Source organism: Winogradskyella aurantia (assembly GCF_002266855.1).
Lineage (GTDB): Bacteria > Bacteroidota > Bacteroidia > Flavobacteriales > Flavobacteriaceae > Winogradskyella > Winogradskyella aurantia.
Map to the genome: position 1 here is coordinate 485,196 of NZ_NGJN01000002.1, position 15,774 is coordinate 500,969.

Annotated in this window: 12 protein-coding genes; all 12 read right to left on the minus strand. The window is 35.6% G+C overall.

Annotated features, from left to right (window positions below; all coding sequences use genetic code 11):
- Window positions 1-95: 95 nt before the first annotated feature.
- The 12 genes from CA834_RS05595 to CA834_RS05650 all read right to left on the minus strand — a co-directional run bounded on the left by CA834_RS05595 (window position 96) and on the right by CA834_RS05650 (window position 15,725).
- Entirely contained in the window at window positions 96-1,367 is a 1,272-nt protein-coding gene (locus CA834_RS05595; RefSeq protein ID WP_094967682.1) for an amidohydrolase, read from the minus strand.
- 69 nt (window positions 1,368-1,436) lie between these two features.
- The gene (locus CA834_RS05600) at window positions 1,437-1,781 is read right to left on the minus strand and encodes a hypothetical protein (RefSeq protein ID WP_094967683.1); all 345 of its coding nucleotides are present in this window, start codon (window positions 1,779-1,781) and stop codon (window positions 1,437-1,439) included.
- The gene (locus tag CA834_RS05605; protein WP_094967684.1) at window positions 1,778-4,201 is read right to left on the minus strand and encodes a penicillin acylase family protein; all 2,424 of its coding nucleotides are present in this window, start codon (window positions 4,199-4,201) and stop codon (window positions 1,778-1,780) included. Before CA834_RS05605 ends, CA834_RS05600 begins: the two co-directional genes overlap by 4 nt.
- 418 nt (window positions 4,202-4,619) lie before the next feature.
- A complete protein-coding gene (locus tag CA834_RS05610) occupies window positions 4,620-5,627 on the minus strand; it encodes an alpha/beta fold hydrolase (protein WP_094967685.1) in 1,008 nt (335 codons plus the stop codon).
- A gap of 70 nt (window positions 5,628-5,697) precedes the next feature.
- Window positions 5,698-6,993 carry an agmatine deiminase family protein gene (locus CA834_RS05615; RefSeq protein ID WP_094967686.1) on the minus strand — a complete coding sequence of 432 codons (1,296 nt, stop codon included), beginning with the start codon at window positions 6,991-6,993 and terminating at the stop codon, window positions 5,698-5,700.
- Window positions 6,994-7,139: 146 nt separating this feature from the next.
- The gene (locus tag CA834_RS05620) at window positions 7,140-7,949 is read right to left on the minus strand and encodes a hypothetical protein (protein ID WP_094967687.1); all 810 of its coding nucleotides are present in this window, start codon (window positions 7,947-7,949) and stop codon (window positions 7,140-7,142) included.
- A 310-nt stretch (window positions 7,950-8,259) separates the two neighbouring features.
- Window positions 8,260-8,958, minus strand: a complete 699-nt coding sequence (locus CA834_RS05625; protein ID WP_206186852.1) for a DUF6090 family protein — start codon at window positions 8,956-8,958, stop codon at window positions 8,260-8,262.
- A 242-nt stretch (window positions 8,959-9,200) separates the two neighbouring features.
- On the minus strand, window positions 9,201-9,995 hold the full coding sequence (locus tag CA834_RS05630) for a cation transporter (protein WP_094967689.1): 795 nt from the start codon (window positions 9,993-9,995) through the stop codon (window positions 9,201-9,203).
- Between the two features lie 324 nt (window positions 9,996-10,319).
- Window positions 10,320-11,006: a DUF6090 family protein gene (locus CA834_RS05635; protein WP_165764747.1), complete on the minus strand. Its 687-nt coding sequence runs from the start codon at window positions 11,004-11,006 to the stop codon at window positions 10,320-10,322.
- A gap of 332 nt (window positions 11,007-11,338) precedes the next feature.
- A complete protein-coding gene (locus CA834_RS05640; protein ID WP_094967691.1) occupies window positions 11,339-13,045 on the minus strand; it encodes an amidohydrolase in 1,707 nt (568 codons plus the stop codon).
- Between the two features lie 274 nt (window positions 13,046-13,319).
- Window positions 13,320-14,753 carry an amidohydrolase family protein gene (locus CA834_RS05645; RefSeq protein ID WP_094967692.1) on the minus strand — a complete coding sequence of 478 codons (1,434 nt, stop codon included), beginning with the start codon at window positions 14,751-14,753 and terminating at the stop codon, window positions 13,320-13,322.
- A 321-nt stretch (window positions 14,754-15,074) separates the two neighbouring features.
- On the minus strand, window positions 15,075-15,725 hold the full coding sequence (locus CA834_RS05650; protein ID WP_206186847.1) for a DUF4386 domain-containing protein: 651 nt from the start codon (window positions 15,723-15,725) through the stop codon (window positions 15,075-15,077).
- Window positions 15,726-15,774: the final 49 nt, after the last annotated feature.

Sequence of the window (15,774 nt, forward strand, 5' to 3'; positions counted from 1 at the left end):
AACTGGTGCAGTAATTTTCCTGAGCCTTTTTAAAGTTTGTCGTAGGGTTGGTAGTGATCAAACCATTTATTATCCCCGTTACAGTTAACAATGCTTTATTCTTCATAAGTTCTTTCCAAAATCAAGGATGAAAAAGTTTTTACGGCAATTCTAATACATTCTTCGTCAATTCTAAAGTTAGGTGCATGATTCATGGCAACTATTCCTTTTTCTGGATTTGACCCACCTAAAAAAAAATATACACCAGGAATTTTTTGTTGAAAGTAGCAAAAGTCATCATTAAAATATGGAACTTGACCATATCCCATAGTAACTGTTTCATCACCACAACTATTGTTAAGTAATTGTATCGCTTTATCCGTTAATTTTTCATTGTTCAATACAGTTGGATTTTCTTGGATGTATGCTGTTGAGATGTATTTATCTTTATAGTCTGAATTACTAATTATTTGCTCAATCTTGGGTAAAATATAGGGTAAGTTAGACTTATTTGTTTCATAAAGATAGGCTTTCAGATGAATTTGATTATTTTCTTCCTCCATAATGAAACTTTCCTCCATAAACAGATAATCTTTGAAAACAGTATTTGGATTGGATATACCAATCATGGAGTCAAAAGATTTTGGAATTTCCCAAGGATTTACACCTTCCTTTTTTCGCAGAACTGCACTCCTTATTTTATCATAGAGCGTTTTTGCATCATCTTTTAGTAAATCATTACTGAATGTAATCTTAATTCGTTTTTGATAGGCATACAGTTCGTTAGGTTTGACCATTATTTGACCAACTGGTAGGGGAGTAACGTGCAAAGAATAAATTTCATCTAGATGCATTTTCGAAAATAAACTACTGTTCACTATATTTTTTGCACCAACGAACGTTTCTTCTTCCGATTGAAATATGAAATATATCGAGCCTTCAATTGAATCTTTGATTTTAGCTAATACCTCAGCTATTCCAAGTCCAATTGCCATATGGACATCGTGACCGCAACCGTGTTGAACTCCGTTAATTTTAGATTTAAATCTTACATCGTCCGTAAAATTATTCGGTAGGGCATCCATATCAGCGCGCCAAGCTATATTTTTTCCCTTTTTACCACCTTTTAAAATTCCAACGACGCTGTAACCTGCGAAGCCTGTTTTAACCTCTAATCCTAAATTTGATAAATATTCTGTGATTATTTTGGAAGTTCTTTTTTCATTTCCGGCCAGTTCGGGATATTCGTGAAAGTCCCTTCTAATTTCAACTAAACTATCAAATATTTTATCACTGTTCTTTTCTATGTTTTGGTTAATGGTTTTTTTGTCTAAAGGTTCGCAACCGATTAACAATAATGAAAGTAAAAGGTATTTTGTTAATTTCATTTATGTAGTCTTTGTGGTATAGTACGGCACTTATTTTTAGTTACTGTCGCATTTATGGATTTTAATTCTTTATTTTTTTAAGGTTTTAATCAAGTTTACACCGGTTACAGCACCAAAACCGGTAACAAGCCCACCAACTAAGGCACTAGAAATCACTAATAATGAGGTATTGGGTAAACCAAAAAGTTGTGCCAAGCGCTCAGGCAGATCACTGTTGCTAGCATTGGTCATTAACCACACCTGTACTACCCAAAGGAAAAACCCTGCTAAAAAACCAATTAAAAAACCAATCCATTGGTTTTTTAACGCCAAACCGCCCAAAAAGCCAGCAAGGGCAATTAAATACCATGGTCCTAGGATTGTCAAAAAGTAACCTAAAGTGATGATTAAAACAAAGGTTAAGAACTTTTTCATTTTTTAGCGGGTTTAAAATGACTTACAGATAGGCAATTGGGTTTATCCTTAGTATATTCTAGGTCGAGATTAAAGTACTCACCTTTAGCCCAAAATTCGGTAAAATTAGTATACCACATACTACCAGGATTTCCACTTTGCCCCCCGGGAAGCATTCCCCAAGCTTTTGCTCCATTGGGGTCAAGCTCAACAACAATACGGAAAGCCGGACCAAAATCTCTTCCAATGGCATTCACAATACCTGCATCTCCACCTACGAAAACATTTGCCTGGCTAAGCGCTGGTATTTGTGTTAAATGAGTAAATTGGGTGCCTTTTACATTTGCCCAATTCAATTCCAAATCTTGGTTCTCAGATTGCCATTGGTTTATTTCTTGAGTCATTTGCTTGAAAGCTGCCCGAATGAGAAGTGGAGCATTTTCGGTTATGGCAGTACTGTCTATATCCCACCATTTTAAATCTGGGTATTCCTTTAACAGTTTATGGGTTCGGTAAAGACTAGGCTTAGTCATTATGGTGGAGTCTCTGTTTAACTCATCCCATGCTAAATCCTGAATGGCGTCTCGCCACACGTGATAATAAGCAGGAGCTTTAAGCTCGGGGTTTGACATATAATTCCATATACTTAAATCATCGTATGCTGATTGCTCTTCACTGTTTAGATCATTGTAATTCAATGCTTTTAAAAAATATTCTAAATTCTCAGAAGCTTCTGTATTATAATTATCGAGTTGAAGTTGCATCATATCCTTTACTGTAATTGAAGAATCCGCACCTAAAATTTGGTTAATCCGCCTGTTTCGTTTACTCTCAAATCCAAAGGCTCTTACGATATAGGGATAAGTGGAATCTGCAGGGTATTGGTTGGCACTGCTCACAAAACCACGTTTGGGATTAATTTGCTGAATGGTATGTTCCAGCGGAATGTATTTTTTCCACACATTTGCACTTTTTGTGCCGTCTCTTAAGAACAATCCCTCATTTTCTTGGCGCGCTAAGTAGGTTCCCGCCACGCGCATACCAATGTTTCCCTGAGCATCGGCGTAGGCCCAGTTAAGGTGTGGGTTATTGAATTTATCATTGGCTGATACAAAATCTCGCCAATTTTTGGCCTGGGCCATCTCAAGAATAGCAACTGCAACCCTACTAGTATCTTGCCCTATCCACCTGTAGGCCCAGTGTTCATTATTGTGTGCACTTATTTTACTATGGTTTGCAATTACACCAAAAGGAGAGTAGTAGATGGTGTCAAAAATGGATTTTCTTCCCTTAATTTTAATCTCTTCTATTTTTTCGGTCACAGCTATAGCCTTGCCATCAACCAAGATTTTGGTTTTGGTATTATCCGTGAACTTAACCTTGTACCAGTCCACTAGATCACGCATTGAATTCGTTCCACCATAAGCAATACTATCATTAAAACCACCAATTGGTCCTGGTACGCCAGGTATGAAGGAACCAATAAAATTCAATTTCGGAGATTTTAAATGCGTAATAAAATATAAAGGAGGAAGACTTAGACTTAAATGTGGATCACTCGCTAGAATTGCATGTCTTGTAGCTGACCTCCCTGGAGCCACCGCCCAGTTGTTCGATCCATTTTTGGGGTGTTCTTTATAAACCTCTTCAAGATCAGATGGTGCACTCATGATATCCGAGTCGACACTTTGAGGTACTACAGGTTTGAAATCCCAGCTTCCTGGAGCGTTAACGATTGGATCTTCACCAGTATCATAACCCCCAAATAGCAATTTCCAATCATTATAGCTGAAAACGTTTACAAAATTGCTATATTCAATATCATAATTGCGAGAATTCAGCCGATTTGCCATAAAATTGGCAATACGCAACGTACGAAATACCGACCAAGGCTCTGGTTGCATGCCCAGAAGACGATACTCCAAGGGCCAGTCTTTTTCTTTCAGGGTATTCAAATAGCTATTTACTCCTTTGGCGTATTGTTCGTAGGAGATTTTGGCCTGTGGTACTTGCATGGTAGCAGCCATTATTTTTTTCGTACCTAATTCCATACCCTTACGTCTCATTTGTAGGTCATATTCAAGAGCAGCTTCACCGACTAACTCAGATAACCTCCCCTCTGCAGCACGAGTTTGAAAGTCCATTTGCCAAAGTCTTAAACTGGCCGTTATGTAGCCCTGTACAAAATAGAGGTCTTCATCGTTTTGGGCATAGATATGCGGTATCAGGTGTTCATCCCACACCACGGTAACTTCATCTTTTAAATGTTCATTTATGACCTCATCAGGCAATTGAGGAAGGTCACCTTCCAATAGCCTCCAGAAACCATGCGATGGACTGATAATTTTCCCAATAGCTGGCAGTTTTCCTATGGGTTTATTCAAGATGTAGCAAAAGCCTATCGTGAATAAGGACCAAATGATAAGGTATATATAGCGCATTATTCAATGAATATTGGTTTACTAATAATTTCTAGCAAACAACACCTTTTCAATCTTAATACTTGACCATTCAATGAGTACATAAGATTAATAATTTAAAGACAAAGGTTTTGTGTATGGTTTCGCTTAACTGATTATTTTCATTCCTTCGTTTTTTGTTGACCGTATTTTTTTAAAATACCTAACAAAAATCTACTGATTTAAATGGTTGTCTTGGACAGTTCAACGCCTTCGGCGTCACATATCTTCTTTGTTTAAATCTCTAATTTAGCAAATAAATCACAGATAAAAAATTCAAGCACGATACGAATGCAGTAATTTTAGTAAGCCTGTCCCGAGCTTATTGTAGGGTAGATGAGGCTAAATGATTACATATAACCATTGTTGGCATTTTGTTTATTTTATTTTAATACACTTACTAATCGTCAACATTAAGTGACATTAAATACGTCATCATAATTTCATCACCTTTTTTAAATTTCTCCATAAAATTCGCACCCTCAATATCATCAATATTTTGTAAGGTTAAATTTGTTCCAAACGCGCGTTTTAAAGCATCTATCACATTTTGCGTTGGATCGTTTGTTATATAATAGTCTATAATCCTCTTTTGTAGGTCTTTGTCCCCATAAAGGTTATTGAAATATTTCTTAGCCTTATCATTAGGAATAAACGAATTGTCAGGTTGTAAGTAATTCAATAACTGCAAATTCATCTTTATGATATTCATTTGTTCAGAGTAGGGCCAGTAAAGTGGAATATCAATTTTTTTTGTTTTATCTGTGTAAAACTCTGGTTCGTAATCGTAGCTAGGCATGACAATATCGGGAGCGCGATCACCTAAATCTAGTGCAGCATATGAGCAATAGTACATGAAATCTCTTATCTCTTCATTGGCTATAGGCATAGCCTTGTACATACTATTGTCACTCACAACCATGGCATCAACTCTATTTGGATAATTTTCAGCAATATGAAACATCACTTGTGGAGAATTGGTTCTACCAATAAAAACAGCACTTTCAATATTCAATTTATCCATAAATGCCAATATATCCTGGGCAATATTCTCTACTTTGTAAATATCATCACCATCCATATCAGAGTTACCATAGCCTCTGTAAATAGGAGCATAGACACGATAATATTTTGATGCCTCAGTAAGAATCTCCCGCCATGCCAAAAAATTCTGGTGGTACATTGGGTTATTTTCCATACCAGAGGCATTATGAATCCCTTGTATATGGATTAGCGCATTTCCTTTTCCTCCAAAATCCATGTATTCCATGTTCATTCTTGAGGTTTGGACCATTTTAGCTTGATAGGCAGCCTCAACTTTATTCTTTACTGAATCGGTTTGTTTAAGATTTTGTCCATACATTATTATGAGACATAAGTACAAAACTGTAGTTGCTAATAATTTCATATTCAATAATTTAATTAAATAATTGCAATGATTAGTTTAAATCTTTATATTGTGCTATATAGTGTTTGTATTAGTATATTTTTGGTTCTTGCATCGTTACGCAATGAATTCCACCACCACCATAAACGCTATTTAATGGCAAGACATCAATCATTACGATTTTTCTATTAGGAAAAACCTTCTGAAAGATTGTTTTTGCCTCCTCATCTTTATCCATCGAGCCGTATTCACCATAGGTTGCAGTGAGTACCAATCCATTAGTGACTAAAAAATTAAGATATCCCGCAGCAGCAATCCCTTGTATGGTATCTCCAACGGATAAGGCATGACCTTCCGGCAAATCCCCAATATCAAATTTGTTATTCATTTTATTAGATCTGTCCGATTGTTCAATAATTGAAATCGGAGTCTCTACAGGTCTTGGTATGGGCATTTTTATAATATTGAATGATTTACCATTTATATCTGTTGCATTTTTAAGGATTTCATAATTTATGGACATTCGGTCATAATTTAATTGGTTCAAGGGATGTTCATCAATTTCATCCTCATCAACCCAGGCCAATAGAATGGTATTTTCATCAGTAAACCGCACAAACTCGTCTGTATGTCCACCCGTACCACCGACCATATATTTATTATCTATTAGCATTTCAAAATGCTCATCTTCAATAACTCCCTGAGGTAGCCAAATCACTTTCTTAATTCCAAATCGGCTGAACTCCTTTTCTAGTTCTTCTTTTGTCTTATCGGGATTTCTTTGAAGGGTTACCGCTTCAGATTGAATCAACACCCCATTTCCATTATACTCAAAAGAGCCACCCTCAAGAAAAACGTCTATCTTATTGTGTTTTGCTTGTGTTGTTATCCCCATAAGACTATCAATTCTTGCTCTGTCCGATTTCTCAACCGCCGTTTTGATAGAATCATACTTATCTCCAAACCATTCTGGCCAGCGCGCATAACTCCAATCTACTCGGCCATATTGGTTCCACCCAAAATCAACCATTGCCAGATGATTGGTACCGTCAAGTGCAAATACCGCCCCGTAATCCCGAATCCATGAATTAGCCTCTGGGTAAATATGCGCTTCAAAGGATAAGGTATCTACATTTAAACTATCTAAAATTTGAAACGAGGCTTTCCTGGTAGAATCACTTGGAAAAGCGACCTTTACCTTTACATTGCCGTGTAATTGATTAATTATATTAGCAATAACGCGGTTGTTGTCTTGCCTGTAGTCATCCCAACTCAACCAAATGGCTTCGTGTTCTTCCCACTCAGCTGGAATTCTGAATTTCTGTACAGATTTATTCTTACACCCTATAAGGGATACTATAATCAAAACCAAAAAGAGAATTCTCATAGTCGATGTCTTTGTTACGTGTTCTCACTATGTAGGTCTGTGGTTTAGTTGTCAATACAACACGTACGGGCTAAACTAAAAAGAGAAAAGGGGACTGGAGGTAGGACTTTACCTTAGACTTTAAAAATATTGGCTTTTAATTTTGTTCAAAATTTTTCATATTGGGATTGTAAGAGTATAATTATGAGGATATTTCCATCAAAAATAATTTTCAAATCATCTCCAATTTTAAATTCCTTTCGTTCCTGGTAGATGGCTTTTGCTAGTTCAAATTCTAGGGATACATGTCCCATCCCTCGGCCTAGGATGGCTTCTGGGGTGCTTTCTACAAACTTCGTATTAATAAGGGTTCCATTGGTGTCAGTCGCTATAAATGAATCTGGATATTCTTCAATTCTTATTCTGAAAAAGCTATAATCATCTTTTATGGACGTTTTTGTTTTGGGGGTCAACGTGCGCGTTTCTTTAAGCCGTACGACTTCTACAGAGTCATTAGGATTTGACATTCCTATTTGACCATATGAAACAAAGAAATTTCCTCCATAGGGGTGACCAGAAGCGAATTCGGTACCAACAGTCAGTAATTCACCGTATGCTGTGCCTTTATGGCCGTAGTAACGTTGAGCCTTAGGAATGGCTTCTTTTTCTTTACTTCCCAAAGCAATTTGGCTACCTGTGTAAAGGCTCGTTGAGGAGTTCCAAAATTCCACGTAGGGAATTGATTTGGATGGAATAAGAAATGCCTTAGAATTATCTGGCATAATTGCCAAAGAACGTGGAATATTAGACTTTAATGTTTTCATTAAAGAGTCAAAATGAACTCCGGGAATAGTCACTACAATGTGGTCACAATATCCATCGATCCTTTCTTCAGAAGAATTAGATTGTGAATGGCCTAAATAAGTTGTCATAAGTAGACCAATCCAAATGACTGCACTATAAAATTTTTGTGTCATAATTTATCGTTGTTTTGATCAATTTCTACTAATGGTTTTGGCTTTGATTTAGCGTTTCTGATTTTGTTTATTAGATTGTTTTTGTTAATGCCATTTTTTAAAAACCTGAGTCATAAACTCCTAATTTTAATGGTTGTCTTTGTAAGTTCAACGCATAATGCGACTCTTGGTGTTGGATTTAAAGACTAAATTTAACAAATACAAACTAAATAGGCACTAACAAAGCGGACTTTGCGCAGTAAACATCCGCGAATATTTTCGTAAGTAGATAAGAAGGGCTCCATAAATTATATGCGGCTTGGTACTTTTGTTATTTATTTTGAGGCTTCAGCCTTGTATCAATTAATTGAAGTAGTTTTTCTTCTTCTTCTATTGTAACATTTAAAACTAATAAGTAATACTTATAGATATAGGTGTAGTATTGCGCCACTCGATTTTTATAAATTGGATCATTCAATACATAATCATAAAAATCATCATCATATTTACCTTTATACCAATTCTTAAACCAAGGCTTTGATTCTCTAAATAATTGCGTATATTCTTGTAGTAGGGCTGTCGTAGATGTCACAGCATTATCCAAGCTTGGTACAACTTGTGAATAAAATGTTTGTATTTTAAAATTGAGGGAATCCTTTTCGCTTTCATCTTTGTTATTATATACTTGAATTCTGTTAATCCCATTTGTTTGTAGGAATACCGGCGAAAAACTTGATAAAATCATAGGACATTTTTTACATTCCAAATATTCCTCTTTAGTAATTGTATCTTTCATACTTAATAGAAAACTACTTTCATTTTGCTTGTAACGACGAATAATCAAGCCCATATTCATTGTATCTATCATCATATCGTTTTTAACGGTCTTTAGGATACTTTGATACTCGTTGTTTTGTTTTCTTTGCTCGTTCAAATTATTAATCCATAGAGCAATTAAAATTCCAATAACTACAAGGATAATTTCTCCAATTACATATTTTAAATACTTACCGGTTTTATTTTTTTCCATAAGATTGTAGCGTATTTTTCGAAAGAATTTTATCATATGTTTAGTTTTAATAGCTAACGCGTAAAGCTGACCCTGTCATTAAAACAGTTCACTGGAATGTTTCTAGACGTTCTGTCCTGTATCCTCATCAAAGTCTTCAAGACCTCGGGTTTTTCTGTAGAATACGAGCACTGAGTACGCAATAACTCAAGCAATTTAAGCTGTAATGAACCGACGCCGTTGCTGATAATTGTATTTAATATTTATTTACTTAATTTCAATATTCTGAATGCACCTTGAATTACCAAAGCAAAAACAATTGTTCCGATAATCAAATCAGGTTTGCTTGAACTCAACCAATTTACCAAAAGTCCAGCGACTATAACACCTAAATTGATAATCACATCATTTGAGGTAAAAATCATACTTGCTTTCATATGAGCCTCTTCTTTGCTCTTTGATTTTTGTAAAATGTAAAGACAAATTCCGTTTGCGATAAGCGCAAGAATCGAAACGACAATCATCGTTGAAAAATCGGGCAGTTTTTCATCTCCAAAAAATCGTCTTAAAACCTCTACAAATCCAATAATAGCTAGTGTTATTTGAAAATATCCAGCAAGTTTTGCAATCTGCTTTTTCTTTGTTATCGTACCGCCAACAGCAAGCAAGCTAATCCCGTAAACAAACGAGTCGGCAAGCATATCCAAACTGTCAGCAACTAATCCCATAGATTTTGAAATTATTCCAGTTGCCATTTCTATTAGAAAAAAGGCGAAATTTATGCCGAGAACAGTCCAAAGTAGTTTTTTCTGGTTTGCTGTTTCTTTAAATTCTGCTTGGTCGGTTTGTTCAGTCGAGATTTTCTTTGCGCCTAAATTCAGTTCAAGAACGGACTTTTCTATCTGGTCAATTTCTCCGCTGTGAAAAACGGTCAATGTTCGGTTGGGTATGTCAAAGTCTAAATTGGCAATACTTGAAATTCTATCCAATTTTATTCGGATTAGGTTTTCCTCCGACGGACAATCCATTTTAGAAATTTCAAATAGTGTTTTGTTCATTCAATTTCGTGTGTTTTGGCATTAACCATGTGTTGTTTGATGTATGGTTTAGCTAAGCTGATTATTTTCCTTAGTTCGTTTTTGTTACCGTCATTTTTTCAAAATAACGAACAAAAATCTCCTAGTTTTAATAGTCGGCTCAATCAGTTCAACGTTTAATGCGTCTTGTGTCGTTGCGTGTTTCAGCAAACAATTTAGAAAATAAAAGCCAGATATAGACGAACGTAGCGAATTTGCGCCAGCAACTTTCTTAAGACTGTTCTGTGATTTTAACGAAGGGTAGGCTAGAACTTGCCATAAATTAGATACAATGCTGAACTCTAGTTATTCTTTATTATTTATTTCAGCCTCTATTTCTTTCAACAATCGGTCTATTTCAACAGCCGTATTTTTAGAAATAGCCTCATAATCTCCAGAAGCATATGCCAATTGGGATATTAGATTAGTAAACTCTGAAGTGTTTAATAATTTGTCATAATCATTGGGCACGAGTCCTTTTGATAAAGTTGTTCTAAAATATTTAATTGTTAAGGGAACACTAGTCGTTGTAAATATATTAGACATTTTAATCTCCTGATCTTTAATTAGTCCAAATTTTTCATCATATAAGCGAATTATGCTTAATCTTAGTTTATCATTGGTAATGTTATCAAACCCTTGACTTTTGAGATTTTCGTATGCGGAATATGCTAGAAGAAAAGAAAAATTATCTAAGGGTATTGAAAAATACCTCTGTAAAGAGTCATTATAGGCAAGTCTATTAGTGAGATGATTTTCAACTAGCTTGCCGTTACGCTTTGTCTTATTAAAAAATTCTGCTTTATCATATAATCTGTATTTATTTGAAATCAATTCACTTTTTAATTCCTTTAAAATTTTTAATTCTTTTGATTTATTTTTTTGATTTTCATTCCAATTATTAATCGATAACGCAATTAAAATTCCAATAACCACAAGTACAATTTCACCAATAGCATATTTCAAATATTTGCCGGTTTTGTTTTTTTCCATAAGTTCAAGTCGAATGTGTCTAAAAAATTTTATCATAGTTTCAATTGGTGGGTTGGATATGCCCGCAAGCGACTATCTCAACCAAAAGCCTAATAGAGCTTTGATTTTGAAAAGGCATAATTGAGTTTCGATTATATAAGAATTGAATCATTAATTTTCGGTGGATTATAATAAAGCACAACACTTTTGTTTATAATGTCGTGGGGTATTTCAGCACCTAATTTAGCACATAAACAGTAAAGAGACACGAAGGACTCATAGGCATCAAAAATTTCGGGTCACGAGTGAGGAGAACTACCATACCCAATGAGGTTATACGTTGCTGATAATAATCATTTCTTATACACAGTTCTACCTTCTTTAATGGTTTCCAAGACCTGTATATTTTTGATGGCAGACTCTTCAACTTTTAAGGGATTCTTATCCAAGATTACCAAATCTGCAAATTTTCCATCTTCCAAAGAACCCTTTATATCTTCTTCAAAATGCTGAAAAGCAGACCATATGGTAATGGCCTGTAGTGCTTCATAAGGCGATAATTTTTCCTCTGCCCCTATAACCTTTCCTGAGCGTGACTTTCGTTCAACAGTAATACCAACCATTCTCATCAAATTTGGTAGTGCAACCGGGGCATCTGTATGGATTGTAATTTTCACACCTTTATTTAGTGCTGTTCTAACCGGACTGATTTTATTGCCTAATTCCTCACCGATAATTTGAGTGTGCCAATCACCCCAATAAAATGTGTGTAATGGGAACAATGAGGCAATGACATCTAAAGTTTTTAATGAATCCAATTGATCTTCCCTAATATATTGCCCGTGAATTAATACCGTCCGTCGGTCATCATTTCCAAATTCGTCTGCAGCAGCTCTGGTCGCTTTTATAAATTGATCTATAGCTGCGTCACCATTTCCATGTGTCAGGACTTGCCAGTTGTTTTTAAATCCTTTCTTGAACAGATCGATGACATCATTCTCATTTGGGAATGCTGGATAACCTTTATAACCTTCTTCTGTCCCCTCAGGTCTTAACAAATAAGGTTCCGTTCTCCAGGCCGTTCTCCCTTGTGGAGAGCCATCCAAGGTGATTTTCATTCCCCCAATCCTATAATGATTGTTATAACTTTTGCTATTCCACTTCGTTGCCATTAAATCATCCACTACCATATAATCGATGTAGGAAACAACATCCAATTTTAGTGCATTTGCCTCGGCGGCCTTAACGTACATGGTTTGATCGACCAATCTTCCATCCTGAGCGGTTGTATAACCATAAGACAAGGCCATTTCCTGACCTGATTCGAAAAACTTGTTTGCCGCTTCTTCAGATACTGGGGTCAAAGCCTTGGCGAAATAGGGTATTGCCGCCAGCTCTTCTAAAACGCCATTAGGCTCATTGTTTTCAGTTCTTCGAATAATGCCACCTTCTGGATCTTTAGTTTCGGAGGTGATATTTAAGAGTTCTAGTCCTTTAGAGTTAACCACTGCGAAATGACCAGAGATATGGACAATCATTACTGGGTGTTCAGTGGAGACTCGATCCAAATCGAATTTTGTGGGGAAACGCTTTTCTTCTAGAACTGAATCATCAAAACCTAGCCCAAAGATCCAACCCGTAAGGGCTCTGTTTTCTGGTGTATTCCAGGCCTTTAATATTTCGATTATTTTTGGAATATTACGGGCTCCGGCATCAGGGGGTGGTAATATCTGTGCTCCGATGGCCTGAGAGGAAAACGCCCCAAAATGCGCATGACCGTCTATAAACCCTGGTAATAAGGTTTTACCCTCTAAGTCGATCATTTTATGGCCAGGACCTGCTAGGCCCATAGCTTTATCAGATTTACCTGCGAATGTTATTTTTCCATCTTTAACAACTAAGGCTTCTACATATTCTGGTGAGTCTCCTTCCATTGTTAGGATATCACCACCGTAGTAAACTAAAGCATTATTTTCACCCTCAATATCGGATTTTGACTCTGTCTTACAAGAGGAAATTAATACTAGTAGAGCAAAAAAGTAGAGTAATTTAGTTTTCATTTTAGTGGTGTTATATAACCAATGGTACCGGACAAGATGTCGGCACGATTGGCAGTTAATTGTACTTATCAATTTCTCATTTACATCGTCAGTTCAACGCTTGAAGCATCTCTTGTCATCGCCATTGGCAGTTGCGAAGCATTGCTCGTTGTTCAACACCTGAAAGGCAAATTACGTAACATAATAATTCCGAAGATGTTCTTTGAATAAATGTAAGAAAAATTGTTTTCTTAACTAGTAGTAGCAATTAATTATAGTCTTTGAAGACTGAAGTTTATTTTTCAACGATGAAGTTTTCCAAATACCTAAGTGCAGTAGCTACTAGATTCTTTCGATGCTTTCCATTTTCATTAAAAGAATCTAACGTCTCTCTATTTAATTTCCGGCCCTTAACAAAAACGTAGGTTGGATTTTCAAGTGTCTCTAAGGTTAAAAGAGGGTTTTCCTTAACTAATAGTAAATTTGCAATTTTACCTGGCTCAATAGTTCCCATAGAATTCATAATAGAATGCGTTTTGGAAGCATTTACAGTAGCCGTTTTCAATACGTCATAATTAGAAAGACCTGCTTCTTTGTAAAACTTAAGCTCTTTATGTATTGAAAATCCTGGCAGGGTAACACCAATGCCTGCATCAGTTCCACAAATTATAGGTACTCCCGCTTCATGTAGCTTTCTAACAATGGTAATATGAAAATCATGTTGGTTTTTTATTCTATTAACTGTAGTTGAATCTTCTTGTTTGGCATTGAACCAACGGTTAAATTGATTTTCACTATCTACTTTTTTGATGAGCGGGTTCATAAACTCCAACGCTTCCGAATCTAAAATTGAATCGTGCATCATCATTTGATAGATATTATTAAATACCGTAAGTGTGGGGCAATAGCTGGTGTGGTTGGATTGCGAAATTGTATTGATAATAGGTTGTAGTTTAATGGTGTCTAAATCAAACTCTAAAGGTTGTTGCACAATTTCTTCGGCATGTTCGATAGATTTGATTTGGGGATTTAAATGGTATGAAAATGGCACTTTTTGAGAAGGATGAGCCACGATATCAATTTCAGAGATTTTGGCTTGTTCGATGACGGCATCAAAAATTTCTCCATCCAATCCGTAATATGTTTTGATAAAATCGTAACCTCTGTCTTTATATGAAATCACCTTTTCTTTAGCCTCACTAGGATTAGTTAGGTTCAAATTGTCGTCACCAATGAATTCTCTACCAGTAAGCTTTGGCCCTGTCGTAAAAAAGGCTGGTGAAAAAATATTCTCCTCATTTACCTCTTCCTTAATTTTTAAATGCATAGGCATGCCCCAAAGATTTCTAATAGCCGTAACGCCATTAGACAGGTATAAACCGAGTTCATATCTATCCCATACATGCACGTGCATATCTATAAGTCCTGGTGTTAGATACTTATCCTCTCCGTCAAAAATTTGAATTCCATCGACCTCAATAGTATCAGCAATCGTTTCAATAATCCCCTCTTTTACAAACACCATTTTATCTAACAAAACAGTGTCTTGATTCATTGGTACTACATTGACATTTGTAATTATATAAGAATTATTAAAATGAGATTCATTTTTATTAATCTTGAGATAATTTGTTCCTAATGAATCAACCCAAAGTGTAATAATTACAGTTAGGACCAATAATCCCATAAGTGCGATTACAATTTTTAAAAGTCGCTTTAGAATTTTCATTTATCTATTTACTGCTAAAGTGTATATGAAAGATTTAGCTTCGCTGATTATTTTCCCTAGTTCGTTTTTGTGAACGTCCTTTTTTTAAAATGCCGAACAAAAATCTCAAATTTTAATAGTTGACTTTACCAATTATACGCTTTCAGCGTTTTGCGTGGCACGTTCAAGCACCTAATTTAACAATTACAAATCAAATAGCCCAGAACGAAGTGAACTGTGCGTAGCAAAAACCCACAAATCACGAGCGAAGCTAACTGGCGTTAGTAATTTTCATAAGCAGGCGAGTATTAGCAATGAATTATGGACGGTGTTAGCCTTTCGTTATTTTCCCTCTGCTTTACCACCTTTAATTAGAAGCCATAGTGCAAATGACATTTCTCCAAAAATACTTGGAATAGCAACTAAAATTAGAAATATTGAGGCAAAGTCAGAATAATTTGAAAGTAAAAAATGAGCTATAGTATCTACAATGTACATCACACCTGCAAGAGCAAGCAAAACCTTAATAAACCTTGGAACAATGGCTATTTTACTCAATAGTAAAATGTGTATTCCAAAGAAGAAAAGCCCGATTAACCATATGTAATTGAACGTGTCAACTTGTAAAAGGATATCTTCTGTTGTTGTTTTTTTGAGCGCAAGGGGTAGAGCAAAAATAGCAACTCCCATTAGTGCAGCGTGCATCATTCTAAAATAGGTGCTCAAAACAGTCAAAGGATGATTTCTGTATAATTCCTTTAGTGCCCAAGCAACAACAACATCAAATACTACTATAATAAGGAAAGCTATTATCCCTAACCTTACAATTATATCATTATTCTCTACTGTTTCAATGGGGTCTATAATAATAGATTCAAGCGCAAAGAAATTTGCAAAAATTGCTGCCACGAAAATAATCAAATAGCCTGTGCCAACAATTATTGATAAAGTTCTACTGTTCATATTTGTAATAACCTTAATGAAGGTTAACATTGTTTTGATTGATTAGTGGCTTGTTTCAGCACTTAATTTAGAAAATTCA